General features: G+C 74.2%; 24 protein-coding genes. 15 read left to right on the forward strand and 9 right to left on the reverse strand.

What is annotated here, in order from left to right:
* The first annotated feature begins 6 nt into the window (after nucleotides 1-6).
* The 3 genes from G3T38_RS11235 to G3T38_RS11245 are packed head-to-tail and all read left to right on the forward strand — an operon-like array spanning nucleotide 7 to nucleotide 5053.
* Nucleotides 7-1572, forward strand: coding sequence for an MFS transporter (locus G3T38_RS11235; RefSeq protein WP_163772405.1), 1566 nt, complete (start codon nucleotides 7-9; stop codon nucleotides 1570-1572).
* A 2-nt stretch (nucleotides 1573-1574) separates the two neighbouring features.
* A complete protein-coding gene (locus tag G3T38_RS11240; protein WP_163772406.1) occupies nucleotides 1575-2996 on the forward strand; it encodes a sigma 54-interacting transcriptional regulator in 1422 nt (473 codons plus the stop codon).
* On the forward strand, nucleotides 2996-5053 hold the full coding sequence (locus tag G3T38_RS11245) for a vWA domain-containing protein (protein WP_163772407.1): 2058 nt from the start codon (nucleotides 2996-2998) through the stop codon (nucleotides 5051-5053). The genes G3T38_RS11240 and G3T38_RS11245 overlap by 1 nt, the downstream gene beginning before the upstream one ends.
* 47 nt (nucleotides 5054-5100) lie before the next feature.
* Here G3T38_RS11245 and G3T38_RS11250 read toward each other — a convergent pair whose 3' ends face one another.
* Complete coding sequence (locus tag G3T38_RS11250; protein ID WP_163772408.1) at nucleotides 5101-6009, reverse strand: ABC transporter substrate-binding protein; 909 nt, start codon at nucleotides 6007-6009, stop codon at nucleotides 5101-5103.
* A gap of 23 nt (nucleotides 6010-6032) precedes the next feature.
* On the opposite strand from G3T38_RS11250, the gene G3T38_RS11255 reads away from it, so the two are divergent.
* Nucleotides 6033-8117, forward strand: coding sequence for a prolyl oligopeptidase family serine peptidase (locus G3T38_RS11255; RefSeq protein WP_163772409.1), 2085 nt, complete (start codon nucleotides 6033-6035; stop codon nucleotides 8115-8117).
* A 12-nt stretch (nucleotides 8118-8129) separates the two neighbouring features.
* On the opposite strand, the gene G3T38_RS11260 is transcribed toward G3T38_RS11255, so the two are convergent.
* Nucleotides 8130-8531, reverse strand: a complete 402-nt coding sequence (locus G3T38_RS11260) for a DUF4259 domain-containing protein (protein ID WP_163772410.1) — start codon at nucleotides 8529-8531, stop codon at nucleotides 8130-8132.
* Nucleotides 8532-8569: 38 nt separating this feature from the next.
* Nucleotides 8570-9955 (reverse strand): AarF/UbiB family protein, encoded by a 1386-nt coding sequence (locus tag G3T38_RS11265; protein ID WP_163772411.1) that lies wholly within the window; start codon nucleotides 9953-9955, stop codon nucleotides 8570-8572.
* A 152-nt stretch (nucleotides 9956-10107) separates the two neighbouring features.
* Between G3T38_RS11265 and G3T38_RS11270 the strand changes: the two genes are divergently transcribed.
* On the forward strand, nucleotides 10108-10896 hold the full coding sequence (locus G3T38_RS11270) for a CDP-alcohol phosphatidyltransferase family protein (protein WP_163772412.1): 789 nt from the start codon (nucleotides 10108-10110) through the stop codon (nucleotides 10894-10896).
* A 26-nt stretch (nucleotides 10897-10922) separates the two neighbouring features.
* Nucleotides 10923-11507: a phosphatidylserine decarboxylase gene (locus G3T38_RS11275; RefSeq protein WP_163772413.1), complete on the forward strand. Its 585-nt coding sequence runs from the start codon at nucleotides 10923-10925 to the stop codon at nucleotides 11505-11507.
* 30 nt (nucleotides 11508-11537) lie between these two features.
* On the opposite strand, the gene msrA is transcribed toward G3T38_RS11275, so the two are convergent.
* On the reverse strand, nucleotides 11538-12179 hold the full coding sequence (msrA, locus tag G3T38_RS11280; RefSeq protein ID WP_420846798.1) for a peptide-methionine (S)-S-oxide reductase MsrA: 642 nt from the start codon (nucleotides 12177-12179) through the stop codon (nucleotides 11538-11540).
* An 88-nt stretch (nucleotides 12180-12267) separates the two neighbouring features.
* Here msrA and G3T38_RS11285 point away from each other — a divergent pair, with 88 nt between their 5' ends.
* Genes G3T38_RS11285 through ilvA form a run of 4 tightly spaced genes read left to right on the forward strand, consistent with a single transcriptional unit; the run spans nucleotide 12268 to nucleotide 17509 of the window.
* On the forward strand, nucleotides 12268-13440 hold the full coding sequence (locus G3T38_RS11285; RefSeq protein WP_163772415.1) for a cystathionine gamma-synthase: 1173 nt from the start codon (nucleotides 12268-12270) through the stop codon (nucleotides 13438-13440).
* Nucleotides 13437-14849 (forward strand): glutamate mutase L, encoded by a 1413-nt coding sequence (locus G3T38_RS11290; RefSeq protein ID WP_338037597.1) that lies wholly within the window; start codon nucleotides 13437-13439, stop codon nucleotides 14847-14849. The genes G3T38_RS11285 and G3T38_RS11290 overlap by 4 nt, the downstream gene beginning before the upstream one ends.
* Before the next feature lie 10 nt (nucleotides 14850-14859).
* Nucleotides 14860-16284 carry an AI-2E family transporter gene (locus G3T38_RS11295; RefSeq protein ID WP_338037598.1) on the forward strand — a complete coding sequence of 475 codons (1425 nt, stop codon included), beginning with the start codon at nucleotides 14860-14862 and terminating at the stop codon, nucleotides 16282-16284.
* A 7-nt stretch (nucleotides 16285-16291) separates the two neighbouring features.
* Nucleotides 16292-17509, forward strand: coding sequence for a threonine ammonia-lyase (ilvA, locus tag G3T38_RS11300; protein ID WP_163772416.1), 1218 nt, complete (start codon nucleotides 16292-16294; stop codon nucleotides 17507-17509).
* Nucleotides 17510-17531: 22 nt separating this feature from the next.
* Here the strand turns inward: ilvA and greA are convergent, their stop codons facing one another.
* Nucleotides 17532-18035 carry a transcription elongation factor GreA gene (gene greA / locus G3T38_RS11305; protein ID WP_163772417.1) on the reverse strand — a complete coding sequence of 168 codons (504 nt, stop codon included), beginning with the start codon at nucleotides 18033-18035 and terminating at the stop codon, nucleotides 17532-17534.
* 169 nt (nucleotides 18036-18204) lie between these two features.
* Nucleotides 18205-18624, reverse strand: coding sequence for a DUF4307 domain-containing protein (locus G3T38_RS11310; protein WP_163772418.1), 420 nt, complete (start codon nucleotides 18622-18624; stop codon nucleotides 18205-18207).
* A 41-nt stretch (nucleotides 18625-18665) separates the two neighbouring features.
* Here G3T38_RS11310 and mca point away from each other — a divergent pair, with 41 nt between their 5' ends.
* Nucleotides 18666-19547: a mycothiol conjugate amidase Mca gene (gene mca / locus G3T38_RS11315; protein ID WP_163772419.1), complete on the forward strand. Its 882-nt coding sequence runs from the start codon at nucleotides 18666-18668 to the stop codon at nucleotides 19545-19547.
* A 7-nt stretch (nucleotides 19548-19554) separates the two neighbouring features.
* Nucleotides 19555-19836: a hypothetical protein gene (locus tag G3T38_RS11320; RefSeq protein WP_163772420.1), complete on the forward strand. Its 282-nt coding sequence runs from the start codon at nucleotides 19555-19557 to the stop codon at nucleotides 19834-19836.
* Between the two features lie 24 nt (nucleotides 19837-19860).
* On the opposite strand, the gene G3T38_RS22665 is transcribed toward G3T38_RS11320, so the two are convergent.
* Nucleotides 19861-20499: a 4'-phosphopantetheinyl transferase superfamily protein gene (locus G3T38_RS22665; protein WP_163772421.1), complete on the reverse strand. Its 639-nt coding sequence runs from the start codon at nucleotides 20497-20499 to the stop codon at nucleotides 19861-19863.
* Nucleotides 20492-22036 carry a fatty acyl-CoA synthetase gene (locus tag G3T38_RS11330; protein ID WP_163772422.1) on the reverse strand — a complete coding sequence of 515 codons (1545 nt, stop codon included), beginning with the start codon at nucleotides 22034-22036 and terminating at the stop codon, nucleotides 20492-20494. The genes G3T38_RS22665 and G3T38_RS11330 overlap by 8 nt, the downstream gene beginning before the upstream one ends.
* Nucleotides 22037-22173: 137 nt before the next feature.
* Between G3T38_RS11330 and G3T38_RS11335 the strand changes: the two genes are divergently transcribed.
* The 3 genes from G3T38_RS11335 (at nucleotide 22174) to G3T38_RS11345 (ending at nucleotide 24692) form a co-directional block, all read left to right on the forward strand.
* Entirely contained in the window at nucleotides 22174-22917 is a 744-nt protein-coding gene (locus tag G3T38_RS11335; RefSeq protein WP_163772423.1) for a hypothetical protein, read from the forward strand.
* A gap of 117 nt (nucleotides 22918-23034) precedes the next feature.
* On the forward strand, nucleotides 23035-23385 hold the full coding sequence (locus tag G3T38_RS11340) for a hypothetical protein (RefSeq protein WP_163772424.1): 351 nt from the start codon (nucleotides 23035-23037) through the stop codon (nucleotides 23383-23385).
* A complete protein-coding gene (locus tag G3T38_RS11345; protein WP_163772362.1) occupies nucleotides 23382-24692 on the forward strand; it encodes a hypothetical protein in 1311 nt (436 codons plus the stop codon). The genes G3T38_RS11340 and G3T38_RS11345 overlap by 4 nt, the downstream gene beginning before the upstream one ends.
* 75 nt (nucleotides 24693-24767) lie before the next feature.
* Here the strand turns inward: G3T38_RS11345 and G3T38_RS11350 are convergent, their stop codons facing one another.
* A complete protein-coding gene (locus tag G3T38_RS11350) occupies nucleotides 24768-25925 on the reverse strand; it encodes an acyl-CoA dehydrogenase family protein (RefSeq protein WP_163772425.1) in 1158 nt (385 codons plus the stop codon).
* Nucleotides 25926-25933 lie beyond the last annotated feature (8 nt).

Consider the following 25933-nt stretch of genomic DNA (forward strand, 5'->3'; position numbering starts at 1 on the left):
ACCGGTATGCATCGTGGGCCGGCCGCCGTCGGGTGGAATATGGTGGAACCTGCAATGGTTGAAACTCGCAACTATCTCGGCGGCGGAGGGACGAACCAGGTGGAGCAGCAGGAGGGGACGCGACGCGGCCACTGGGCGGTCACCTTTGCGGTGCTCACGGTCGCGGTGTCGGCGTTCACCCTGCTCCAGTCCATGGTCATCCCCGTGCTCGGCTTGATCGCGGTCGAGATGGACACGGACATGTCGACGGCCACGTGGGTCCTGACGGCCTACCTGTTGTCGGCGTCGATCTTCACCCCCCTGCTCGGTCGCATCGGCGACATCGTGGGCAAGAAGAAGGTGCTCGTCGCCACGATGGTGGCCCTGACCGTGGGGTCGCTGGTCGCAGCACTGGCGACGGAGGTCAGTGTGTTGATCGTCGCGCGGGTGCTCCAGGGGGCCGGCGGTGGGGTGCTGCCGCTGGCCTTCGGCATCATCCGCGACGAGTTCCCCCGGCGCCATCGCGACTCTGCGCTGAGCATCATCGCCGCACTCGGCGGGGTCGGCTTCGCGGTCGGCATCGTGGTGGCGGGCCCGATCGTCGAGACGCTCAGCTACCACTGGCTCTTCTGGCTGCCGATGATCGCGACTGCCGTCGGTGCCCTCGCCACTGCTGTCCTCGTGCCCGAGTCGCCCGTCACGGAACGCGGGCGTCTGCCGTTGCTTCCGGCCGTGCTCCTGGCGGGCTGGCTCGTGCCCCTGCTCCTCGGTGTCAGTCGCGGAAACGAGTGGGGGTGGACGTCACCGCTGGTGCTGGGCCTGCTCTGCGGGTCGTTCGTCCTGACCGCGGCGTGGATCGCGACCGAGCGCCGCGTGGCAGTCCCTCTGATCGACATGGGGATGATGCGCCGACGGGGGGTGTGGACGACCAATCTCGTGTCGGGATTCGTCGGCTTCGGCATGTTCTCGAGCCTCGGTTTCCTCCCTCAGCTGCTTCAGACCCCGGAGTCCTCTGGCTACGGTTTCGGGTCGACGGTGGCGGAATCAGGCCTCATCCTGTTGCCCTCGGCGGTGATGTCCTTCCTGATCGGGTTCGTGGCCGCCGCGCTCGTCAAGCGCCTCGGCGCACGCCTCGTGATCGTCACGGGGTCCCTCATGACCGCCGTGGCCTTCGGCTCCGTCGCTCTCTGGCACGACTCCGTCGGTCAGATCCTGGCCGCGACGAGCCTGCAGGGAGTCGGGAACGGCCTCGTCTTCGGCTCTCTTGCCGGGGTCGTGATCGCATCCGTCCCGGCCTCGCAGACGGGCGTCGCCTCGGGCATGAACGCCAACATCCGCACGATCGGCGGCTCGATCGGCTCGGCTGTGATGGCCGGAGTGGTGACGGCCCATGTCGGGCTCGGCGGGCTACCAGCGGAGGACGGCTACGTCATCGGGTTCGCCCTCATCTCCGGGGGCATGGTGTTGGCGGCGTTGGCGGCGTTGGCGATACCGGAGACGCGGGGTCCTCGGGAGCCCGAGTCATGGCAGGTGGCCGCTCCGCGGCACCCTGCTGCCACCCCCACCGCGTTTGCTCCCGGGACTAGCGTGTGACCGTGACCCGACCGACCTCCGCCCCGCCCACCGCCGCGACCCTCGGGGAGCTCCGGGCGACCGGCTACCAGCCGCGCTCGGTCAAGGCGGAGATCCGCGCCAACCTGCTGGCCCTGCTGGCCGCGGGGGAGAACCCGTGGCCCGGTCTGCACGGCCTCGACGACACGGTGCTGCCGCAGCTGGAGCGGGCCCTCATCGCCGGGCACGACATCGTGCTGCTCGGCGAGCGCGGGCAGGGCAAGACCCGCCTGCTGCGCACGCTCGTCGGGCTGCTCGACGAGTGGGTCCCGGTCATCGCCGGCTCCGAGCTGGGCGAGGACCCGCTGGCCCCGGTCACCGCGGCGTCCGTCCGCCTCGTCGAGGCGCACGGGGACGCGCTGCCGGTCACCTGGGTGCACCGGAGCGAGCGGTACGCCGAGAAGCTCGCCACCCCCGACACCTCGGTCGCCGACCTCATCGGTGACGTCGACCCGATGAAGGTCGCCGAGGGTCGCCTGCTGGGCGACCCGGAGACGATCCACTACGGCCTCATCCCGCGCAGCCACCGCGGCATCGTCGCGATCAACGAGCTGCCCGACCTCGCCGAGCGCATCCAGGTCGCGATGCTCAACGTGATGGAGGAGCGCGACGTCCAGATCCGCGGCTACGTCGTGCGCCTCGACCTCGACGTGCTCGTCGTCGCCTCCGCCAACCCGGAGGACTACACCAACCGCGGCCGCATCATCACGCCGCTCAAGGACCGCTTCGGCGCCGAGATCCGCACGCACTACCCGACCGAGCTCGACGACGAGATCGCCGTCGTCCGCCAGGAGGCGGAGCTCGTCGCGGAGGTGCCGGAGTACCTGCTCGAGGTGCTCGCCCGCTTCACCCGCGCGCTGCGCGAGTCGTCGTCGGTCGACCAGCGCTCGGGCGTCTCCGCCCGTTTCGCGATCGCGGGCGCCGAGACCATCGCCGCCGCCGCGCTGCACCGGGCCACGCGACAGGGCGAGGACGAGGCGGTGGCGCGCGTCGTCGACCTCGAGACCGCCGTCGACGTCCTGGGCGGCAAGGTCGAGTTCGAGTCGGGCGAGGAGGGCCGCGAGCGTGCCGTGCTCGAGCACCTCCTGCGCACCTCGACCGCGGAGACCGTGCGGCGCCACCTCCGCGGGCTCGACCTGGCGCCGCTCGTCGCGGCGCTCGAGGAGGGCGGCTCGGTGACGACGGGCGAGCAGGTGAGCGCGGCCGAGCTGCTCGACGGGCTCCCGGCGCTGCCGCCCGACCAGGCCGGCGAGGGCGACCTCTACGACGCGATCGCCGCCCGGCTGGGCGCGACCTCGCCGGGCACGCGGGCGGCCGCCGTCGAGCTGGCGCTCGAAGGGCTCTTCCTGGCCCGCAAGGTGGGCAAGGACAGCGCGACCGGCGTCACGACGTACGGCATCGACTGATGGCCCGCGGATCCCGGTACCAGCGCTACGAGGGCGGGGATCCGCTGGCCCCGCCCGTCGACCTCGCCGAGGCGCTCGACGCGATCGGCGAGGACGTCATGGCGGGCTACTCGCCGGAGCGCGCCATGCGGGAGTACCTGCGGCGCGGTGACGCCGACCGCCGCGGCCTCGACGACCTGGCCCGTCGGATCGCCGAGCGGCGCCGCGACCTGCTCGACCGCCACGACCTCGACGGCACGCTGCGCGAGGTGCAGGAGCTGTTGGAGAAGGCCGTGCTGGCCGAGCGGGGGCAGCTCGCGCGCGACGTCGAGATGGACGACGGCGACCGCGCCCTCCGGGAGATGCAGCTCGACAACCTGCCGCCCTCGCCCGCCGCGGCGGTGAGCGAGCTGTCGTCCTACGAGTGGTCGTCGTCGGAGGCCCGGGAGACGTTCGAGCAGATCAAGGACCTGCTCGGCCGGGAGCTGCTCGAGCAGCGGTTCGCGGGCATGAAGCAGGCGCTCGAGGGCGCGACGGAGGAGGACCGGGCGGCGATCGCCGCGATGCTGGCCGACCTCAACGAGCTGCTGGAGAAGCACGCCCGCGGGGAGGACACGCCCGAGGACTTCGCCGACTTCATGGCGGAGCACGGCGACTTCTTCCCGGAGGGGCCCCGCGACGTCGACGAGCTCATCGACGCGCTCGCCCAGCGGGCGGCCGCGGCCCAGCGGATGATGAACTCGATGACGCCGGAGCAGCGGGCCGAGCTCATGGAGCTCTCCCAGCAGGCCTTCGGCTCCCCGGCGCTCATGGACCAGCTGTCGCGCCTCGACGGCAACCTCCAGGGCCTGCGGCCCGGCGAGGACTGGGCGGGCTCCGAGCAGTTCGGCGACGGCGAGGGCCTGGGGCTCGGCGACGGCACCGGGGTGCTCCAGGACATCGCGGAGCTCGACGCGCTGGCCGAGCAGCTGCAGCAGTCCTACAACGGCGCGCGCCTCGACGACGTCGACCTCGACGCCCTGGCCCGCCAGCTCGGCGACGAGGCTGCGGTCGACGCGCGCACCCTGGCGGAGATCGAGCGCGCGCTGCGCTCGTCGGGCTACCTGCAGCGCGGCTCCGACGGCCAGCTCCGGCTGTCGCCGAAGGCCATGCGCCAGCTCGGCCGTGCCCTCCTCCGCGACGCCGCCGAACGGCTCTCGGGCCGGCAGGGAGCCCGGGAGCTGCAGGCGGGCGGCGGCTCCGCCGACGCGACCGGCGGCACCCGCGAGTGGGCCTTCGGCGACGCCGAGCCGTGGGACCTGCCCCGCACGGTCCTCAACGCCGTACGCCGCGAGGTCGCGTCCGGCGGCCGCGCCCCGGGCGCGCGGGGCGTGCGCCTAGAGATCGCCGACGTCGAGGTCGTCGAGTCGGAGCAGCGCACGCAGGCCGCGGTCGCCCTGCTCGTCGACACCTCGTTCTCGATGGCGATGGACGGCCGGTGGGTGCCGATGAAGCGGACGGCGCTCGCCCTGCACCAGCTCATCTCGACGCGCTTCCGCGGCGACCGCCTCGAGCTCATCGGGTTCGGACGCCTCGCGGAGACGCTGGCCATCGAGGAGCTGACCGGCCTCGACGCGATCTGGCAGAAGGGCACGAACCTCCACCACGGGCTCCTGCTCGCGCAGCGGCACTTCCGCCGCCACCCGGGCATGCAGCCGGTGCTCCTCGTCGTCACCGACGGCGAGCCCACGGCCCACCTCGAGACGAGCGGCGACGTGTGGTTCGAGTACCCGCCCCACCCCGTCACCCTCGCCCGCACCGTCAGCGAGCTCGACGGGGCCACCCGCATGGGTGCGCAGACGACGTTCTTCCGGCTGGGGGAGGACCCCGGGCTGGCCCGGTTCCTCGACGCCCTGGCGAAGCGCGCGGGCGGACGCGTCATCGCGCCCGAGCTGGACGACCTCGGCGCCGCGGTCGTCGGGTCCTACCTCGGCGACCGGGCGTCACGCTCGCCGTACGGCGGGTCGGGCTCCGGCGGTGCCGGGGAGACCTTCGGTCGCTGGGGCGGCGGCTGGGGTCGCGGCGGCTGGGTCGGCTGACCGCTCTCTCTCGGATCGTGGTGTGAGGCCTGCGGAAACCGGTGGTCTCACACCACGACCGGGGTTTGAGGGGTGACCGGGGGCGGGCCGGGAAGGGCAGCCAGGACTGCCGCCAGCTCTTCGATCCCCTCGACGATCCGTGGCCCGGGGCGGGCCCAGTGCGCGTCGGCGTCGACCGCGTGCACGAGCACGCCGGGCGGGAGCGTCCCGGCCGCGACCAACGCGTCCGCCTGCGCCTGCGCCCCCGCGCGGTCGTAGCCGCACGGGGCCACCACCACGACGTCCGGTCGGGCCGCGTGCACGTCCTCCCACCGCACCCGCACGGATCTCTCGCCGGCCGTGCCGAGGACGCACGCACCCCCGGCGAGCTCGACCATCTCGGGGATCCAGTGGCCGGGGGCGAAGGGCGGGTCGGTCCACTCGAGCACGACCACGCGCGGCCGGGGGCCGGACCGGGCGGCGACCCCGGCCGCGACCCCGGTCGCCACCGCTGCCAACCGGGCCTCGAGCGCCGCGACGAGCGCGTCGGCCTCGGCGACGCGACCCACCGCCGTACCGATGGAGCGGACGGAGTCGAGCACCTCCGCGACGGTGTGCGGGTCGCAGGTGAGCACGTCGGCGCGGCAGCCGAGGTGGGCGAGCGCGTCGTCGACGACGCTGACGTCGACCGCGCAGACGGCGCACAGGTCCTGCGTCACCACGAGGTCGGCATCGAGGTCGGCCAGGGCACCGGCGTCGAGCCGGTAGAGGTCCTCGCCCCGGGCGAGCGCCGCCGCGACGAAGGCGTCGATCTCTGCGGGCGCGAGCCCGGACGGCATCGCCGAGGTCGACACGATCCGCTTGGAGCGGGCCGCGGCCGGGTGGTCGCACTCGAACGTCACGCCGACCACGTCGGCGCCCGCGCCGAGCGCGAAGAGGATCTCGGTGGTCGACGGGAGCAGGGAGACGATGCGCACGGGCCCGACGGTAGCCTCGCCGCATGGTCGATCCCCACCTCTGGCTCGAGGACGTCACCGGCGACGAGGCCCTGGGGTGGGTGGGGGAGCGGAACGTCGAGGCGGAGGCCGCGATCGGCGCCGTCGACGGCTTCGCCGCCACCGAGCAGGCGATCCTCGAGGTGCTCGACGCCGACGACCGGATCCCGCTGGTGAGCCGGGCCGGCGACTGGGTCTACAACTTCTGGCGCGACGCGACCAACGAGCGCGGCCTGTGGCGGCGCACGACGATGGAGTCCTACCGCTCCGCGACGCCCGCGTGGGACGTGCTGCTCGACGTGGACGCGCTCAGCGCGGCCGACGACACGCTGTGGGTGTGGCACGGCGCGCAGGTGCTCCGCACCGGGCCGCTCGCCTTCCGCCGCGCGCTCGTGTCGCTGTCGCCCGGTGGGTCCGACGCCGACCTGACGCGCGAGTTCGACCTCGAGACCCGCACCTTCGTGGCCCCGGAGGACGGCGGCTTCCTCCGCCCCGAGGGCAAGGGCGGCATGGCGTGGGTCGACGAGGACACGGCGCTCGTCGCGACCGACACCGGCCCTGACTCGCTGACGACGTCCGGCTACCCGCGCACGGCCCGCCGCTGGCGGCGCGGCACCCCGCTGACGGAGTCCGAGGTGCTCGTCGAGGCCGGGGCCGACGACATGGCCGTGGGGGTGGGGTACGACGCCACGCCCGGTCATGAGCGCGGCTACGTCTTCCGGATGATGGGCTTCTACACCTCGGAGACGCTGCTGCTCGACGACGCCCGCACGGGCACGGACCTGCACCGCATCGCGGTCCCCGACTCCGCCGAGCCGGCCGTGTGGCGCGAGCACCTGCTCGTCCACCTCCGCGAGGACTGGACACCCGGGGGCGACGGCACCGCGACGTACCCCGCCGGCTCGCTGCTCGTCACCGACCTCGCGGCGTACGACGCGGGTCGGCCCCGCTTCACGCCGTTGTTCACGCCCTCCGCCAGCACGTCGCTCGCCGGCTGGACCCGCACCCGGCACCGGGTGGTGCTGGTGACGCTCTCCGACGTGGTGCAGCAGGTCGAGGTGCTGACCCCGCCGACGGCGAGCGAGGGCGACTGGGAGCGGCACCCGCTGACCGGGCTGCCGCCGTACGCGACCGTCGGGGTGCGCGCCGTCGACGCGACCGACGACGGCCCCGAGGGCGACCTCGCGTGGCTCGACGTCTCGGGCTACCTGACGTCGCCGAGCCTCGCCCTCGTCGACCTCCACGCGGCGGGGGCTCCCGGCGAGCCGGTCGTGCTCAAGGAGAGCCCGGCGCGGTTCGACGCCTCGACCCACGAGGTCACGCAGCGGTTCGCGATCTCCGACGACGGCACGCAGGTGCCCTACTTCGTGGTGGCGCCACGCGGGCAGGACGGCCCGGTGCCGACGCTGCTCTACGGCTACGGCGGCTTCGAGATCTCCCTGACGCCGTCCTACTCGGGGAGCATCGGGCGGGCCTGGCTCGCGCGGGGCAACGCGTACGTCGTGGCGAACATCCGCGGCGGCGGGGAGTACGGCCCCGCGTGGCACCAGGCGGCGCTCCGGGAGCACCGGCACCGCGCCTACGAGGACTTCGCCGCGGTCGCCCGCGCGCTCGTCACGAGCGGCACGACGACGGTCGGGCAGCTGGGCATCATGGGCGGCTCCAACGGCGGCCTGCTGGTCGGCAACATGCTCGTGCGCTACCCCGAGATCCTCGGGGCCGTCGTGTGCACGGTGCCGCTGCTCGACATGCTGCGCTACCCGCAGCTGCTCGCCGGCGCGTCGTGGATCGCGGAGTACGGCGACCCCGACGACCCCGCGGACCGGCCCTTCGTCGAGGAGATCTCGGCCTACCACCGGGTGGCCGAGGACGTGACGTACCCGCCCGTGCTGCTGACGACCTCGACCCGGGACGACCGGGTGCACCCCGGCCACGCCCGCAAGATGGCGGCCCGGCTCCGCGAGGTGGGCGCCGACGTCACGTACTGGGAGAACGTCGAGGGCGGCCACGGCGGCGCGTCCACGAACGCGCAGGCGGCGCACAAGGCCGCGCTGGAGTGGACGTTCCTCGCGTCGCGCCTGGAGGGGTGAGCGGGGGAGGGCTCAGACCAGCTCGCGCAGCTCGGTGAGGCTGCGCGCGATGGCCATCCGCCACTCCTCGAGCTCGTCCTCGCCCGCCTCGGCCCACAGCTCGTAGACCTCCGACGACTCCTCGGACAGCGCGCGCTCGCCCTGCTGCACCAGCCAGCGCAGCCGATCGGGCGTGAGCGCGGCGCGGAAGTCGTCGAGGTCGAGGTCGGCGACCTCCTCGGAGGGGTCGCGGGCCTCCAGCGCGATGAGCGCGAGCTCGATGAGCGCGCCCGCGAACTCGCCGCCGTCCGTCGTCAGGTGGCCGTCGTCGAACGCCCACTCGACCGCGTCGAACGAGAACGTGCCGTCCTCGATCTCGCCGAGCAGGTCGGCCGCCCCGTCGTTGTCGAAGGGGCCGGTTCCCCAGGTGCCCATGCGCGGAACTCTGGCACAGGCGTGGGCGGCACCGGAAGTCAGTCCGCGGCGAAGCCCGGCAGCGACTCGACGAGGATGGCGCGGAAGGGTGCCGTGGCGCCCAGCTGGCTGAGCACGCCGACCCCGGCGAGCCACGTGCGGTGGATGAGCAGGTACGACGGGGGCAGGTTGAGCCGCAGCCCCACGGCGGCGACGGGGTCGCGGGGGTCGCTGAGGCGGTCGTACTGCTCCCGCATCCACTCCCGCGTGAACGTGAACTCCTCGACCAGCGTGGGCTCGACGAACGGCCCGAGGAAGGTCAGGAGGAGCTGCGGGTCGACGCGCACCTTGTCGCGGATGAACCCCTCGGCCCGCAGCCCGGCCTCGAGCCCGTCGAGGTCGGACTGCCCCGCCACGCGCAGCAGCCGGCCCATCGCCTCGGGGAGCCCGCCCTCGGGGAGCCGCGCGACCGCACCGAAGTCGAGCACCCCGAGCCGCCCGGGCTCGCCGCCGGGTCCGGGGACCGTGCGGAAGTTGCCGGGGTGCGGGTCGGCGTGGAGCATCCCGGTGCGCTCCGGCCCGTCGAAGAGGAACCGCACCAGCAGCTGGCCGTAGTGGTCCCGCTCCTCGGGCGTGCCCGACGCGATCACGGTCGCAAGGGACCCCGTGCTCTCGAGCCACTCCGAGACCAGCACCTTCTCGGTGCCGGCGACGACGTCGGGCACCAGGTACCGCTCGTCGTCGGCGTACGCCGCGGCGAACGCCCGCTGCGCCTCCGCCTCGAGCCGGTAGTCGAGCTCCTCGGCCATCCGGTCCTGCAGCTCCGCCACGAGGGCCCGCACGTCGATCCCCGGGAGGATCGGCGCGAGGGTGCGGGCCAGCCGGCTGAGCTGGCGCAGGTCGGAGGCGATGGCCTCGCCGGCTCCGGGGTACTGCACCTTCACCGCCACGTCCCGCTCCGTCGCCGGGTCGGCGGGGTCGTCGCGCCAGCGTCCGCGGTGCACCTGGCCGATCGAGGCGGCGGCCGTGGGGCCGCCGTCGAAGCTGACGAGGTGCTCCCGCCAGGCGATGCCGGCGCCGCCGAGCTCCTCGTCGAGCACACGGCGCACCTCCGCCGTCGGCATCGGGGGAGCAGCGTCCTGCAGGCGGGTCAGCTCCGCCCGGTAGCCGGCCATCGACTCCTCGGGCAGGGCGGCCTCCAGCACGGAGAGCATCTGCCCGAACTTCATGGCGCCGCCCTTGAGCTGGCCCAGCGTGCGGAACACCTGCTCGGCCGTGCGCTGCTGCACCTCGGCGCTCACCTGCTCGGCGGTGCGGCCGCCGAGCCGCTTGCCGAGACCGAGCGCGCTGCGTCCGGCGTACCCGAGCGGGAGCGCGGCGAGCCGGGCCGTGCGGGCGGCCGTGCGGCGGGGCAGACCTCGGGGGTCGCGGGGCTTCTCGTCCACCCCTCCATGGTGGACCACGGCACCGAACCGCGGGGCCGACACGGGACCCGCGCGGGTGAGATCGCGGCGTGAGAAGGGTCGCGGATCGCGCGCTGGGGGCCGGTTGCGCCTAACGTTGCTCCGATGCACGTGCCACCAGGAGGGGAACGACCATGAGGATGTGGGGGATCACGCGGCCCCGCGTTCCCGATGCCTTCACGCTCGGCAACGCCTCCTGCGGCGCGATCGCGCTGCTGACGCTCGTCTGCGCGGGGTACGCCGAGGACGTCTGGGCGGGTCTCTCGACCCTCCAGCTCGTCTCGCTGCTGCTCGTGCTCGGCACGGTCTTCGACAGCCTCGACGGTGCCACCGCGCGCCTGTTCGGCGGCTCCTCCCTGGGCGGTCAGCTCGACTCCCTGAGCGACGCGATCACCTTCGGGCTCGTGCCCGCCGCCCTGCTCGTGACCATCGCGCTCGCCGGCGGGGGGAGCGGCCTCGCGGTCGCGGTCGCCGTGGCGGGCTTCCTCGTCTACCTGTCCGGTGCGCTCCTCCGCCTGGCGGACTTCTGCGCCGTGCGGGACGAGGACACCGACTTCGTCGGGCTGCCCTCGCCGCTGGCGGCGCTGCTGGCCGTGTCCGCGGCGTACACCACCGTCGACCCGCTCCAGCTCGGCCTGGTGCTGCTGCTGGTCGGCGCCCTCATGGTGTCGCGGCTGCGGTTCCCCCACCAGGGGCGCGACATGCTGCCGCTGGCGATCGGCGGCTGGGTGCTGGCGGCGCTCGCCGCGCTGGACGCCGTGCAGCCCACCCTCGTGGTCGCCGCGACGTGGGTGCTGGTGCTCCTCGTGCTGCCCGTGCTGGCCGCCCGCTCGCGGAGCCGTGCCGACGACGACGAGGACGTCGACGCCGACCGGGAGGACCGCCGGCGGCTCCGGCTGCGGCTGGCCCACCAGCAGCGCTGAGCCCGCCGCCTGGGAGACTGGGCCCCATGGCTCTCGCTCCCGCCCGCGGCACACCCTGGTGGATCGGCCTCTCCTGGCTGCCGCCGCTCGCCCTCAAGGGACTGCCCCGTGTCGGCGCGCTCGCGCTCGCCGCGGGCATGACCGCCTTCTTCCGCGACCCCGAGCGCGCGGCCGAGGGTGAGGGCCTGCTCGCCCCGGCCGACGGCCTCGTCCGCCAGGTCGAGCTGCGGGACGGCCGCTGGTTCGTCTCGACCTACCTGGCGCTCTACAACGTCCACGTCACGCGCATGCCCTGCGACGCGACGGTCGTGACCCAGACCCACGTCGAGGGTCCGCACAAGCTGGCCTTCGCCGACGACGCGCACGTCAACGAGCGCATGGAGTGGACCCTCGACACGCCCCACGGCGAGCTGGGGATGGTGCAGTTCTCGGGGGCGGCCGCGCGCCGGATCGTGCCCTACGTCGGTGCCGGTGCCGAGGTCTCCCGCGGCGACCGCATCGGGCTCATCCGGTTCGGCTCCCGCGTCGACCTGCTGCTGCCCGCGGGCGTCGAGCCGGCCGTCGCGGAGGGCATCCGCGTGCGTGCCGGCGAGACCGTCATCGCACGCTGACGGTCCCGCCTCCGCGCCGACCCAGCAGGCTCAGACCTGCGGGAACCGCACGCCGGTGTTGGCGTGGCAGCGGTAGCCGTGCGGGTTCTTCGCCAGGTACTGCTGGTGCACCGGCTCCGCGTAGTAGTAGTCGCCGGCGGGCTTGATCTCCGTCGTGACGTCGCCGAGCCGCTGACGGCGCAGCTCCGCGGCGTACACCTCGGTGAGCTCGCGCGCCGTGGCCTCCTGCTCGGGGGTCGTCCAGTAGATCGCCGAGCGGTACTGCGTGCCGACGTCGTTGCCCTGGCGCATGCCCTGCGTGGGGTCGTGGACCTCGAAGAAGGCCTTCACGAGGTCGGCGTAGGCGATGCGGTCGGGGTCGAACACGATCCGCACGGCCTCGGTGTGGCCCGTGCGGCCGCTGCAGACCTCCTCGTAGGACGGGTGCGGGGTGTAGCCGCCGGCGTAGCCGACCGACGTGGACCACACGCCGTCCTTCTGCCAGTAGATCTCCTCGGCGCCCCAGAAGCACCCGAGGCCGAACACGGCGACCTCGAGCCCGTCGGGCACGTCGTCGGTCACGACCGGGGTGCCGAGCACGACGTGCTCGCCGAGCGTGAACCACGGCTCGTCCCGACCCGCGAGGGCCTTGTCGGGCGTGGGGAGCGTGGTCTTGGTGCTGGATCCGAACAACAACGGGTCCTCCCGGGTCTCGACGGTGTCGTTCCATGATGCCCAACACCGCGAGGCCCGCGGACCTTCCCGTCGTAGGCTCGGCCGGGTGAGCAGCGAGCAGAGCGGCAAGCACGGCTTCGAGACCCGCGCCATCCACGCCGGTTACCAACCCGACCCGACGACCGGTGCGGTGATCCCGCCCATCTACGCGACGTCGACCTACAAGCAGGACGGCGTGGGCGGGATGCGGAACGGCTACGAGTACAGCCGCTCCGGCAACCCGACCCGCACCGCGCTGGAGGCCAACCTCGCCGCCCTCGAGGAGGGGGAGCGGGGCTTCGCCTTCGCATCCGGGCTGGCGGCGGAGGACACGCTCCTGCGTGCCCTCGCCCGGCCCGGCGACCACGTGGTCATCCCCGACGACGCGTACGGCGGCACCTACCGCCTCGTCGACAAGGTCGCCCGCCCCTGGGGCCTCGAGCACACGCCCGCCCCGGTCTCCGACGTCGACGCCGTCCGCGCTGCCATCCGTCCCGGCGCCACCAAGCTGGTCTGGGTGGAGACGCCCACCAACCCGCTCCTCTCCATCGGCGACATCGAGGCCCTCGCGGGCGTGGCCCACGAGGCCGGCGCGCTCCTCGTCGTCGACAACACCTTCGCGTCGTCCTACCTGCAGCAGCCCCTGACCCTGGGCGCCGACGTGGTCGTGCACTCGACGACGAAGTACGCCGGCGGTCACTCCGACGTCGTCGGCGGCGCCCTCGTCGTGCGCGACCTCGAGGTCGCCGAGCAGCTGGCGTTCTTCCAGAACTCCATCGGCGGCGTCGCCGGGCCGTTCGACTCGTGGCTGGTGCTGCGGGGCCTCCGCACGCTGGCGCTCCGCATGGAGCGGCACTGCGACAACGCCGAGCTCGTCGCCGCGCACCTGGCGGCCCACCCGGCCGTGGCCGAGGTGATCTACCCCGGGCTCGAGTCCCACCCCGGCCACGCCGTGGCCGCCCGCCAGATGAAGCGCTTCGGCGGCATCGTCTCGTTCCGCGTCGCCGCCGGCGAGCAGGCCGCGCTCGACCTCTGCGCAGCCACCGAGCTGTTCACGCTGGGGGAGTCGCTGGGCGGGGTGGAGTCGCTCGTCGAGCACCCGGGCCGCATGACGCACGCCTCGGTGGCCGGGACGGAGCTCGAGGTGCCCGGCGACCTCGTGCGCCTCTCCGTGGGCATCGAGACCGGCGCCGACCTGATCGCCGACCTCGACCAGGCCCTGGAGCGGGTCGCCGGGTGAGCCGGGTGAGCCTGGCGGTCTGCGTCGACCTCGGCTCCACCTTCACCAAGGCCCTGCTCGTCGCGCTCGAGGACGGCGCAGCCGGACCGGCCGGCACGGTGCTCGCGAGCGCCAGCCACCCGACCACGCTCCCCGACGCCGCGGGCCGCGGCGACCTCCTGGACGGGTACGACGCGTGCCGGGCCGCCCTCGCCGCGTCGTACCCGTGCGGGTCGGGCGCTGACGACGTCGTCGTGCTCGCCTGCTCCTCGGCCGGCGGTGGCCTGCGGATCGGGGTGCTCGGCAACGAGGCGCTGGTGACGGCCGAGGCCGGTCGCCGCGTGGCGCTCTCGAGCGGGGGCCGGGTCGTGGCCGTGCACGCGCTGGCCCAGGACGGCACGGACCCGGGTGCGCTGGCGGCAGCCCGTCCCGACGTCGTGCTGCTCACGGGCGGCACGGACGGCGGCAACCCGACGCCCCTCGTCGAGGGCGCGCGGGTGCTCGCCGCGCTGGCCCGTCAGGGGTGGGACGGAGCGGTCGTCGTGGCCGGCAACGTCGACGCGGCGCCGGCCGCGGCCGCGGTGCTCGAGGAGGCCGGGCTGGCGCACCGCACGGCGGGCAACGTCGTGCCGCGCATCGGCGTGCTCGCGCCCGCCTCCGCGCGGGCCCGCGTGCGCGAGCTCTTCCTCGCGCACGTCATCGGCGGACGTCGCCTGAGCCGCCGGCCCGAGCTCCCGCGGCTGCTCCGCGGCGCCACCCCCGACCTCGTGCTCGACGGCGTGGCCCTGCTCGCCGACGTCGTGGGCGACGTCGTCGTCGTGGACGTCGGCGGCGCGACGACCGACGTCTACTCCGCCACCGAGGTCGACCCGGAGCACGCGAGCCGCGAGGTCGTCGCCCGCACGCGGCTCAACCGCACGGTCGAGGGCGACCTCGGCATGCGGTGGTCCGCGCCGTCGACCGTCGCGGCGGCGGACGACCCGGGGGTGGCCCACGACCCGGCGCTGGTCGCGGCCGCGCAGCGCCGTGCCGACGACCCCGCACTGCTGCCCGCGACCCCCGAGGACCAGGCCGTGGACCTGCGCATCGCCGAGGTCGCCGTACGCACCGCCGTGCGGCGCCACGCGGGTCGCTTCGTCGACCGCGACCGCGACCGCACCGACGGCGGCGGCACCGACCTGCGCGAGGTCGCGCTGCTCCTCGGCTCGGGCGGGGTGCTGCGGCACGCCGGGACCGACCGGTCGCGCGCCGTGCTCCGCGCCGCGACGGGAGACGCCGGGGCCGGACCCGGCGGGTGGCTCGTGCCGGCCGCGCCGCGCACGGGGCTGGACGGCTCCTACGTGCTCGCGGCGGTGGGCCTCCTCGCCGCGGACCACCCGGAGGTAGCACGTTCCCTGGTCCGCTCCCTCGCCGCAGGTGCGGCAACGTAACGTGGCGCGGGTGGACGGGGACAGGACCGCCGGCGAGCAGGCCGACGACGGGCGGGAGCCGATCGGCGGCCCCGTGACGAAGGAGCCGGACGACGGCGAGGTGGGCGAGCTGCGGCGTCGGCTCGCCGCGCTGCTGGCCCGGCGCAGCCGCGACGAGGAGCGGCAGCACGAGGAGGCGCTGCGCCGCGACCTCCGCGCGCAGCTCACCGCGCAGTGGGCAGCGGCCCGCGCCGAGCGTCGACCGGTGGGTGCGGCGCCGCTGCCGATCGCCGCCGGGGAGTCCAACCTCGCACGCGCCGAGGTGCCGTGGGGCCTCGACCTCGCGGCCGCCTGGGCGTGGCGCTTCCTCGTGATCGTGGCCGCCACGGTCGTGCTGGTCTACGCCTTCTGGCAGGTCCGCGTCGTCACCCTCCCGCTGCTCATCGCCCTGCTCGTCGCGTCGCTCGGCCACCCCGTCGTGCGGTGGGGCCGTCGGATCAAGGTGCCGGCCAGCCTCTCGGCCATCGCGGTGGTCGTCGGCGGCCTGGGGTTCATCGCGCTGCTCATCACCTTCGTGAGCCAGCAGGTGATCGACGGCATGACCGACCTGGCCGACAAGGTGGTGGCCGGCCTCGGCGAGGTGCGCACGTGGCTCAAGGACGGGCCGCTCAACGCCAGCGACTCGCAGATCGACGGCTACATCAAGCAGGCGCAGCAATACCTGACCGAGTCCGGCGACAGCCAGCAGCTCGTGCGGCAGGTGACCGAGGTGGGCACCACGCTGACCCACATCGCGGCCGGCTTCTTCATCGTGCTCTTCGCGTCGTTCTTCTTCCTGGCCGACGGCGCCCGCATCTGGTCGTGGTGCGTCCGCCTGGCCCCCAAGGGGGCGCGCGAGCAGATCGACAGCTCGGGTCGGGTCGCATGGGTGTCCCTGACGCAGTTCATGCGGGCCACCGTCATCGTCGCCCTCGCCGACGCCATCGGCATCATGATCGTCGCGCTGGTCCTCGACGTCCCGCTGGTGGCCGCGATCGGCGTGCTCGTCTTCATCGGCGCCTTCGTGCCGATGATCGGCGCGACCATCGCGGGGTCGGTGGCGGTGCTCGTGGCCCTGGTGGACCAGGGACCGCTCGTCGCTCTCCTCATGCTGGGCGGCGTCATCCTCGTGCAGCAGATCGAGGGCCACATCCTCCAGCCCTTCCTCATGGGCCGCTTCGTCTCCGTGCACCCGCTCGGCGTCATCGTCGCGATCGGCATCGGCGTGCTGGTCGCCGGCATCGCGGGCGCCCTCATCGCCGTGCCGCTGGCGGCCGCCGTCAACGCCGTCGTGCTCCACCTCGCCGACGAGACGGCACCGCCACCGCCGACGGGCGACGACGACATGGGGGAGGAGCTCGGCGAGGACCCGGGCATCGTCGGCGACTTCGACGCCGTGGGCGGTCGTCCGGAATGATCGCCGGATGAGCATCCCCACCGTCACGCTGGCCGACGTGGAGGCCGCCCACGCGGTGCTCGCCGACATCGTCACCCGCACCCCGATGGAGGAGTCCCGCTGGCTGGGCGACCTGGTTGGCGGTCCGGTCTGGCTCAAGGCCGAGAACCTCCAACGCACGGGCTCGTTCAAGATCCGCGGCGCCTACCTGCGCATGGCCCGGCTGTCGCCGGAGGAGCGCGCCGCGGGCGTCGTCGCCGCCTCCGCCGGCAACCACGCGCAGGGCGTCGCGCTGGCCGCGCGCATGCTGGGGATCTCCGCACGCGTCTACATGCCCGAGGGCGCGCCGATCCCCAAGGAACGGGCGACGCGGGGGTACGGCGCGGAGGTCGTCTTCGCCGGACGCTACGTCGACGACGCGCTCGTCGCGGCCCGCGAGCACGCGGAGCGCACCGGCGCCGTGCTCATCCACCCCTTCGACCACGTCGACGTCGTCACGGGCCAGGGCACCTGCGGCCTCGAGATCGTCGACCAGCTGCCCGAGGCGGCGACCGTGCTCGTGCCGACGGGCGGCGGCGGGCTGGTCGCGGGGATCGCCGTCGCGGTCAAGGGCCGGCGCCCCGACGTGCGCGTCGTGGGCGTGCAGGCCGAGGGGGCCGCCGCGTTCCCGACGTCGCTCGCCCGCGGCGTACCGACGCCCGCGGGGGCGATGGCCACGATGGCCGACGGCATCGCGGTGGGGTGCCCGGGCGAGGTGCCGTTCGCGGTCGTGCAGGCCTCGGTCGACGACGTCGTCACGGTGAGCGAGGAAGGGATCTCGCGCGCGCTCGTCGGTCTGCTGGAGCGCGCCAAGCTGGTGGTGGAGCCGGCCGGGGCCGTCGCGGTCGCGGCCCTGCTCGAGCACCCGGGGCGCTTCGCCACCCCGGCGGTCGCCGTGCTCTCGGGCGGCAACATCGACCCGCTGCTCATGGGCCGCGTCATCCGGCACGGCATGGCCGCGGCGGGCCGCTACCTCTTCCTGCGCGTCACGCTCACCGACAGCCCGGGTGGTCTCGCGGGGCTGCTGGCCGAGCTGGCGGCCGCCGGTGCCAACGTGCTCGAGGTGGCCCACGAGCGCACCTCGCCGGCGCTCGGCATCGACGAGGTGCAGGTGCGCGTCCAGCTGGAGACCCGGGGACCCGCACACACGGAGGCCCTGCTCACCGGGCTCGGTGAGCAGGGCCTCCGGGTGACCCAGCCCTGGTAGGGCCGGGGACAGGTCGTGCGGCTCAGCCCGTGTAGGGCGTCGCGTCGAGGATGACCACCTTGAGGGTCTTGCCGTTGGGCGCCTCGTAGCTGACCTCGTCGCCCTTCTTGGCGCCGAGGATCGCGCCGCCGAGCGGCGACTGCGGCGAGTAGACCTTGAGGCCCTCGGGCTCGATCTCCCGGGCGCCGAGCAGGAACTCCTCGGCCTCCTCGTCGTCGTCGCCGACGAACTTGTAGGTGACCTTCATGCCGGGCTCGACGATGCCGTCGTCGGCCGGGGTCTCGCCGACCTGGGCCTTGGCGAGCATGTCCTCGAGCTGGCGGATGCGCCCCTCGAGCTTGCCCTGCTCCTCGCGTGCCGCGTGGTAGCCGCCGTTCTCCTTGAGGTCCCCCTCGTCGCGAGCAGCGGAGATGCGCTCGACGATCTCCTGACGCGCGGGGCCCTTCAGGTGCTCCAGCTCGGCCACCAGCTTCTCGTGAGCATCGGCGGTCAGCCAGATGACATCGGTGTCGCTGGACTGCGTCATAACCTCTCCTAGCAGCACGGCCGGGAGGGCTCTCGCCGACCCGGCCGATCCGTGTAGTGCGAAGCCCCGCCGGGTGTCGGTGCGCCGTCCCTCGGGGCGGCGCCCCGCGGCGGGGCAGATCAGAACGGTCAGTCTAACCACGACCCGGTGAGAACCGGGGCGTCGCCGCTCAGCGCGGTCGGTTCTGGCTGGCGGTGGTGCAGCCGACCAGCTCGACGGAGGTGGCCTGGGAGATGGTGCGGAACTCGGTCGTGATCTGGCCGCCGTCGGCGCCGCCCGCGTCGGTGGGCACCTGGAGCACCATGTCGCCGACCGCCTCGTGGTCGGCGGCCAGCGCCCGGGCACGACAGGTCGCGACCTCGTCGCCGTCGAGCGCGACGTCGAAGGTGATGCGCACGGTCGTGTCGTCGACGACCTCCCAGCGCAGCAGCTGGGACGACACCGCGGGGGAGCCGTGGAACCAGGCCGTCCACACCAGCCAGCCGCCGCCCACCAGGGCCAGCACGAGGGCCAGGGCGACGACCGGACCGCGCCGGGAGGGACGCTTCTTCCCGTACCTCTCGGCCAGGGCGGGGGCGCTCGTGCTCACCCCTCCATGGTGCCATCCGGCCCGCCACTAGGATTCTCCGCATGCCCAACCGCGCCGGTCTGCGCCTGATGCACGTGCACGCCCACCCCGATGACGAGTCCAGCAAGGGAGCCGCCTCGACGGCCCGCTACGTCGCGGAGGGAGCCGAGGTGCACGTGGTGACGTGCACCGGCGGTGAGCGGGGATCCGTGCTCAACCCGCGCATGGACCGGCCCGACGTGCTGGAGAACATCACCGAGATCCGCCGGGCCGAGATGGACGCGGCGCGCGAGATCCTCGGGATCACCCAGCACTGGCTCGGGTTCGTCGACTCCGGCTGGCCCGAGGGCGACCCCAAGCCCCCGCTGCCGGAGGGTTGCTTCGGCCTGGTCCCGCTCGACGAGGCCGTCGAGCGGCTGGTGCGCCTGATCCGGTCCGTGCGCCCCCACGTCGTGACGACGTACGACGAGCGCGGGGGCTACCCGCACCCCGACCACGTGCGGTGCCACGAGGTGTCGGTCGCGGCGTTCGCGGCGGCGGGTGACCCCGAGCGGTTCCCGGACGCAGGACCGGCGTGGCAGCCCGCGAAGCTCTACTACCACCACACGTTCAACCGCCCGCGCACCCAGGCGCTCAACGACGCCATGGTCGCCGCGGGCCTGGAGTCGCCGTACGCCGAGCGCCTGGCGAGCTGGAAGCCGGAGCCCGAGTGGGACGCGCGCATCACGACGCGGGTCGAGTGCGCGGCGTACTTCGGGGTGCGGGACCAGGCGCTGCTCGCCCACGCCACGCAGATCGACCCGGACGGCGCGTGGTTCGCGGTGCCGCTCGACCTCGCCCAGGAGGTGTGGCCGACGGAGGACTACGAGCTGGTCGTCTCCCACGTCACGACCGAGCTGCCGGAGGACGACCTCTTCGCGGGCATCGACGCGCCGGTGGCATGATGGGCCGGTGCTGCTGACCGCCCTCGTCCACGACGTCACCCACCTGCTCGCCGAGATCCCGGCCGACGTGCTGGGCCTGGCCGCGGACCGGGAGGAGGGCCCCGAGCCCGAGGACGTGAAGGCCGGCTGGACCGGGTTCGCCGTCTTCATCGGGCTCATCGTGGCCGTCGTGCTGCTGCTGGTGAGCATGACCCGCCACATCCGCAAGGTGCGACGCCAGGCGGAGGACGAGGCCGACGACGCGCGGTACGCCGCGGAGCAGCGCGACCTCGCCGACCGCGAGGACTGAGCCGGTCCCTGGCCGCTGGGGTGCTCAGCCGGCGAGCGCGATAGCGGCCAGCACGGCCGGGGGAGTGCCGAGGTCACGCACCCGCACGCCGGCCACCGGCTCCGCGCCCCGCACGTCGAGACGGGCGAGGTCCTCGAGGCCGGCGGCGCCGGTCTTCACGACCGCCTCCTTGCGGGTCCACAGCCGCAGGAACGCGGAGCTCCGGGCCGCGGCCGGGAGCTCGGCGAGCTCCGCGGCCTCGTCCGCGGTCAGCACGCCGTGCAGCGGTGCGACGGGCCTGACGGTCTCGACGTCGATCCCGCAGGGCCTCGTCGCCGCCGCGGCGGCGACCCAGCCGCGGGCGTGGGACAGCGACACGTGCAGGCCGATCTCGCCGGTGACGGCCGGGCGGCCGTGGGTGGCGCTGCCGCACCCGGGGCAGTGCTGCTCGAGCACGAGGTCCTCGGCCCCCACGGCGCGCCCGCCGTCGGCGAGCAGCGCGGCCGCCACGCGGCGTACCAGCACGTGGGCCGCGACGTGGTCGTCGCGGTCGCCGGCCCGCTCGAGGCGGTCGATCCGGGTGCGCTCGTACGGCGCGAGCAGCGCCCACGCCCGCTCGGCGCCGCCCGCTGCGGCGAGCACGTCGGGCGTCGCGTCCACGAGGGAGCGGACGCCGTCAGTCACCCCGCAGCTCGCGCTTGAGCAGCTTGCCGGACGCGTTGCGGGGGAGGGCGTCGACGAAGCGCACGTGCTTGGGGGTCTTGAACCCTGCGAGACGCTCCCGGGCGTGGGCCACGAGGGTGGCCTCGTCCAGCTCGGCGCCAGGACGCGGGACGACGACGGCGGTGACGGCCTCGATCCAGCGTTCGTCGGGGGTGCCGATCACGGCGACCTCGGCGACGTCGGGGTGGGTGTAGAGGGCGTCCTCCACCTCGCGGGACGCGACCAGCACGCCGCCGGTGTTGATGACGTCCTTGATGCGGTCGACGACGGTGATGTAGCCCTCCTCGTCGATCCGCACGAGGTCGCCGGAGTGGAACCAGCCGTCGCGGAACGCCTCGGCGGTCGCCTCCGGGTTGTCCCAGTAGCCGACGCAGAGCTGCGGGGAGCGGTAGACGACCTCGCCCTGACCGCCCGGCCCCACCTCGCGGCCCTCCTCGTCGAGCACGGCGAGCTCGACGAGCAGCACCGGACGGCCGCAGGAGTCGGGCCGGTCGGCGTGCTCCTCGGGGCGGAGCACCGTCGCCAGGGGACCGATCTCCGACTGCCCGAAGCAGTTGTAGAACCCGAGGTCGGGCAGCCGCTCCTGCAGGCGCTGCAGCACCGGCACCGGCATGATCGAGGCGCCGTAGAACGCCTTGCGCAGCGACGACAGGTCGCGGCGCTCGAGGTCGGGGTGCCCCGCCAGCGGTACCCACACGGTGGGCGCGAGGAACAGCGTGCCGAGCCGGCGCTCCTCGACGAGGCGCAGCAGCACGGGCACGTCGGGCGCCTCGACGAGGTGGTTGGTCGCCCCCACCGCCAGGTAGGGCAGCAGGAACACGTGCATCTGGGCCGAGTGGTAGAGCGGCATCGGGTGCAACGGGTCGTCGTCGGCGGCGAAGTCGAGGGCCGTGATCGCCGAGAGGTACTCCGCCACCAGCGCCCGGTGCGTCATCATCGCCCCCTTGGGGCGCGACGTGGTGCCCGACGTGTACAGCAGCTGCACCAGCTCGTCGTCCGCCACCGGGTCCTCGCCCTCGGGCAGCACCGGCCCGTCGCCGGCCTCCCGCGCGAGCTCGAGCAGGCTGCCGGGCGCGTCACGCAGGGGCACGACGTGGGCGACGTCGACGCCGTGGTCGGCGACCACCGCGTCGTACGCCGGCCGCAGTGCCGGGTCCACGAGCACCGCGCTCGCCCCCGACTGCTCGAGGAGGTAGCGCAGCTCCCCGCCCGTCAGCGCGAAGTTGACCGGCACGTGCACGAGGCCGGCGCGGGCGCACGCCAGGTACCCGACGAGGTAGGCGTCGGAGTTCTTCCCGTACGCCGCGACCCGGTCCCCGCGCGCCAGGCCGAGGCCACGCAGGGCGCGGGCCGCGCCCGTCACGGCGGCGTCGAGCTCGGCGTAGGTCCACGACGTGGGGGCGTCGGCGCCGACGACGAGCGCGGTACGCCGCGGGTGGCGCGCGGCGCTGCGGTGGAGGACGGCGTCGACGGTGTGCGAGCGGGTGAGGTCGGTCACCCCGCCATCATGCCCGTTCGGCGAGGTGCCGGTGCAGGCGGATCGGAGGTCGTTTGGCGGTCACCCGCCCCGGTTATCCTCGCCCGCGGGCTCGACGGGCCCGCTGGACGACTCGCTCTGGTCTCGGGAGGGTGCACGTGCGCAGGACGATGCAGGGACGACGGCCGCGGGCCGCGCTGGCCGTGGCGGCGACGCTGGTGCTGACGCTCGGGGCGTGCGCCGACGACGGCGGCGACGAGTCGGAGGACGGCCCGACGTCCGCGTCGTCCTCGACCCCCACGGACGACGCGGAGCCCACCGGGACCGCGACCGACGAGCCCGCCGAGGACCTCCCCGAGGTGGACCCGGACAACGGCTTCACGGCCGGGGGGGTGTGCCGCGGGGAGGCCACCCTGGCGGGCACGCAGCCGTTCCCCGACGATCCCTCGCAGATCTCCGCCCTGCTGCTGCAGGAGACGCTGCCGTTCCCCGACGCGACCACGGACGAGCCCTTCGTGCCCGTCTCGACCTCCTTCGACTGGAGCGTGCCGGGGGCGACGGACCTCACGAACGTGAACGCCATCGTGTGCATGTCGGTCGTGCCGGACTCGGTCGAGGTCCGCAAGAAGTGCGACGCGCCGGTCTACCCCGACCTGCAGCCCGACGCCTGGGAGGTCTGGTCGGCCGACTACGTCGTCTCGGTCGTGGACCCGACGACGGCCGAGGTGCTCGTCGAGGGCGAGCCGTTCTCGTCGGCCGACTTCCTGCCGGTGGACGACGTGGGCTGCGAGGTGACCGCTCCGGTCGGCGGCGCCGACGCGGCGTACGGCTACTCCTCCGACCTGCCCACGATCCGCTACTGGGGCGCGAAGGTGGACGAGACGGTGCAGCAGCTCTACTGACCCGCGACCGATCCGGCATCGGGTCGAGCCCGCCGGTTTACCCGCCCGGCGGTACGGATACAACCCCTCGCGGCGCCTTACGGGGGGCGCCGCACTCTTCGGGAAGGGCGAGACGTCATGGGAAACGTCACGACGCTGGACGAGGCTTCGATCCAGCGCATCCGCAACCTGCTGCTCAGCATGAGCCAGCAGGGCCAGGTGGAGCTCCTGAGCGTCGGGACGCTGCCGAGCATCAGCTTCGGCGGCTCCCCGGCCGCGGCCCGGGTGGCGACGCAGCGCACCGGCGCCGTCTCCACGCAGGGCACCGCCATCCAGCGCGACCTCGGCCAGATCGAGGGGCTCATCGAGGCCTTCGACCAGGCGGCCGCCGAGCTGCGGCTCACGGACGAGTACGCCGAGGCGACCGTGCGCGCCGTCGCCGCCGCGGTCGCGGGGGCCGGCGGCAGCCTGCGGGCGATGCTGGCATGAGCGCGGGCTACTGGGAGACGCGCCTCGTCCAGGCGCTCACGGGCGTGGACGACGTCGCGGTCAACGACGACCCCGTCGTGTGGCAGACCGGCGCCGAGGGTGCGACCACGGTGGGCGAGGGCCTGGAGCAGGCGCTGCAGGACGTGCTCGGCGACGAGGCGCTCGGCGAGAACACCCGCCAGGCGATGGCCGCCTCGGTGACCTCGATGAAGCAGGCCCTGAGCTACCGGTCGGGCCGGCTGACCATCGGCCAGGGCGCGGCGACCGCCGCGGCCGGGGCGCTCTCGACCGCGCGGACGCAGTTCGCCGCCGTCTCCGCGGTGCCGTCCGCTCCGACGCCGGAGACCCCGCTGCCCCTCGCCACGCCCGAGGAGCGCACCGCGATCGAGCAGTCGAACCACCAGGCGGCCAGCCAGCACGCCGCCCAGGTGGCGGCGCGCGAGGAGCAGTGTCGCCAGATCTACCAGGGCCTCCAGACGGAGCTGGACACCGCCGCGGACGAGTACGCCAAGATCAACGCGCAGTCGCCCGCCGGCCCCGGCAACGAGGGCGGCGGCAACGGCCCCGTCGGGCCCGGGATCAACCGGCCCACGCGCCCCGGTGGCCGTGACCGCGGCGAGGTCGACCTGGTCGTCTGGGAGCCGCGCGACCCCGACCGTCCCGACGACTCCGGGGGCGACCCCGACGAGACGCGCCCGACGCCCGTCGACCCGGGCTGGCCCACGCCGACGACCCCGGTCCAGCCGATCGGTCCGGGCGTCATCGGCCCTGGTGGGCCCGGCGAGAACGGCCTGCTCGAGGCCCGGCCCGGCGTCCCGCCCGCCCTCGGCGGCGGAGCCTCTCCGGGCGTCGTCGGAGCGGGCGGCGGTGGTGGCCTCGCGGGCAGTGCCGTCGCGGGCGGCGTGGCGGCCGGTGCCGGCCTGTCCGCCGCGATGCGGGGCGGTGGTCTGCTCGGGGGCAGCGGTTCCGCAGCCGGGTCGAGCCGTCCGTTCGTGGCGGGCGGCGGCCAGGGGGCCGGCGGCGCCCGCGGTGGCGGCGCCACCGCCGGACGCGGCATGGCCGGAGCGGGGGCCAACGGCCGCGGCGGTGCCGGTGGCCGGGGCGGTGCCGGTGGCCGGGGTGGCGCCGGTGGCCGCGGTGGTGCCGGTGGTGCCGGTGGTCGCGGTGCGACCGGTGGCGGGGCGACGGCCGGCCGCGGCACCGGGGGACGCCGCCGCGACCGCGACGAGGACGACCCGCGCTCGTTCCTCGGGCGTGAGGACGACTGGCTCGACGACGACCACACCGGGCCCGCCGTCATCGACTGACGAGCGAGCTGCGACGCACCGACGCCCGCCCCGTTGCTGCAGCGGGGCGGGCGTCGTCGCGTCGGGCGGCGAGCGTCAGCGGGTGAGCAGCTGACGCGCCATGACGACGCGCTGCACCTGGTTGGTGCCCTCGTAGATCTGGGTGATCTTGGCGTCGCGCATCATGCGCTCGACGGGGAAGTCGCTCGTGTAGCCGTAGCCGCCGAGCAGCTGCACGGCGTCCGTCGTCACCTTCATCGCCACGTCGGAGGCGAAGCACTTCGCGGCGGCGCCGAAGAAGGAGAGGTCGGCGTCCTCCCGCTCCGACTTGGCGGCCGCCACGTACACCATCTGGCGGGCCGCCTCGAGCTCCATCGCCATGTCGGCGAGCATGAACTGGATGCCCTGGAAGTCGGCGATGTGCTTGCCGAACTGGCTCCGCTCCTTGACGTAGCCGACCGCGAAGTCGAGCGCCCCCTGCGCCAGGCCGACGGCCTGGGCACCGATGGTCACGCGGGTGTGGTCGAGCGTGCGGAGGGCGAGCTGGAGCCCCGTGCCCGGCTCGCCGATCATCCGGTCGCCGGGGATGCGCACGTCGTCGAAGAGCAGCTCGCGGGTGGGGGAGCCCTTGATCCCGAGCTTCTTCTCCTTCTCGCCGAACGTGAAGCCCGCGTCGCCCTTTTCCACGACGAAGGCGCTGATGCCCTTGCCGCGCGGCGCGTCGGGGTCGGTCACGGCGAGCACCGTGTAGAACTCCGAGACGCCGGCGTTGGTGATCCAGGACTTCTGGCCGGACAGCACGTAGTCGTCGCCGTCGGGCCGCGCGCGGGTCTTCATCGACGCCGTGTCGGAGCCGGCGTCGCGCTCGGACAGCCCGTACGAGAAGAAGCCCTCGCCACGCGCGAGCGGAGGCAGGTACCGCTCCTTCAGCTCGTCCGAACCGCCCAGGACGAGCGGCATCGAGCCGAGCTTGTTGACCGCCGGGATGAGGGAGGACGAGACGCAGGCGCGGGCGACCTCCTCGATCACGATGCACGTCGCGAGGGCGTCCGCCCCGACCCCGTCGTACTTCTCGCCCACGTGCGGTGCGTGGAAGTCCGCGGCGACCAGGGCGTCGTGCGCTTCCTGCGGGTAGCGCGCCTCCTCGTCGACGGCGGCGGCGTGGGGCGCGACCTTGGCCTCGACCACGTCGCGCACGGCGGCGCGCAGCTCCTCGTGGTCCTCGCTGGTGCGGAACAGGTCGAACCGGCTCATCGTCAGCC

This window comes from Nocardioides zeae (assembly GCF_010686755.1).
Classification (GTDB): Bacteria; Actinomycetota; Actinomycetes; order Propionibacteriales; family Nocardioidaceae; genus Nocardioides; species Nocardioides zeae.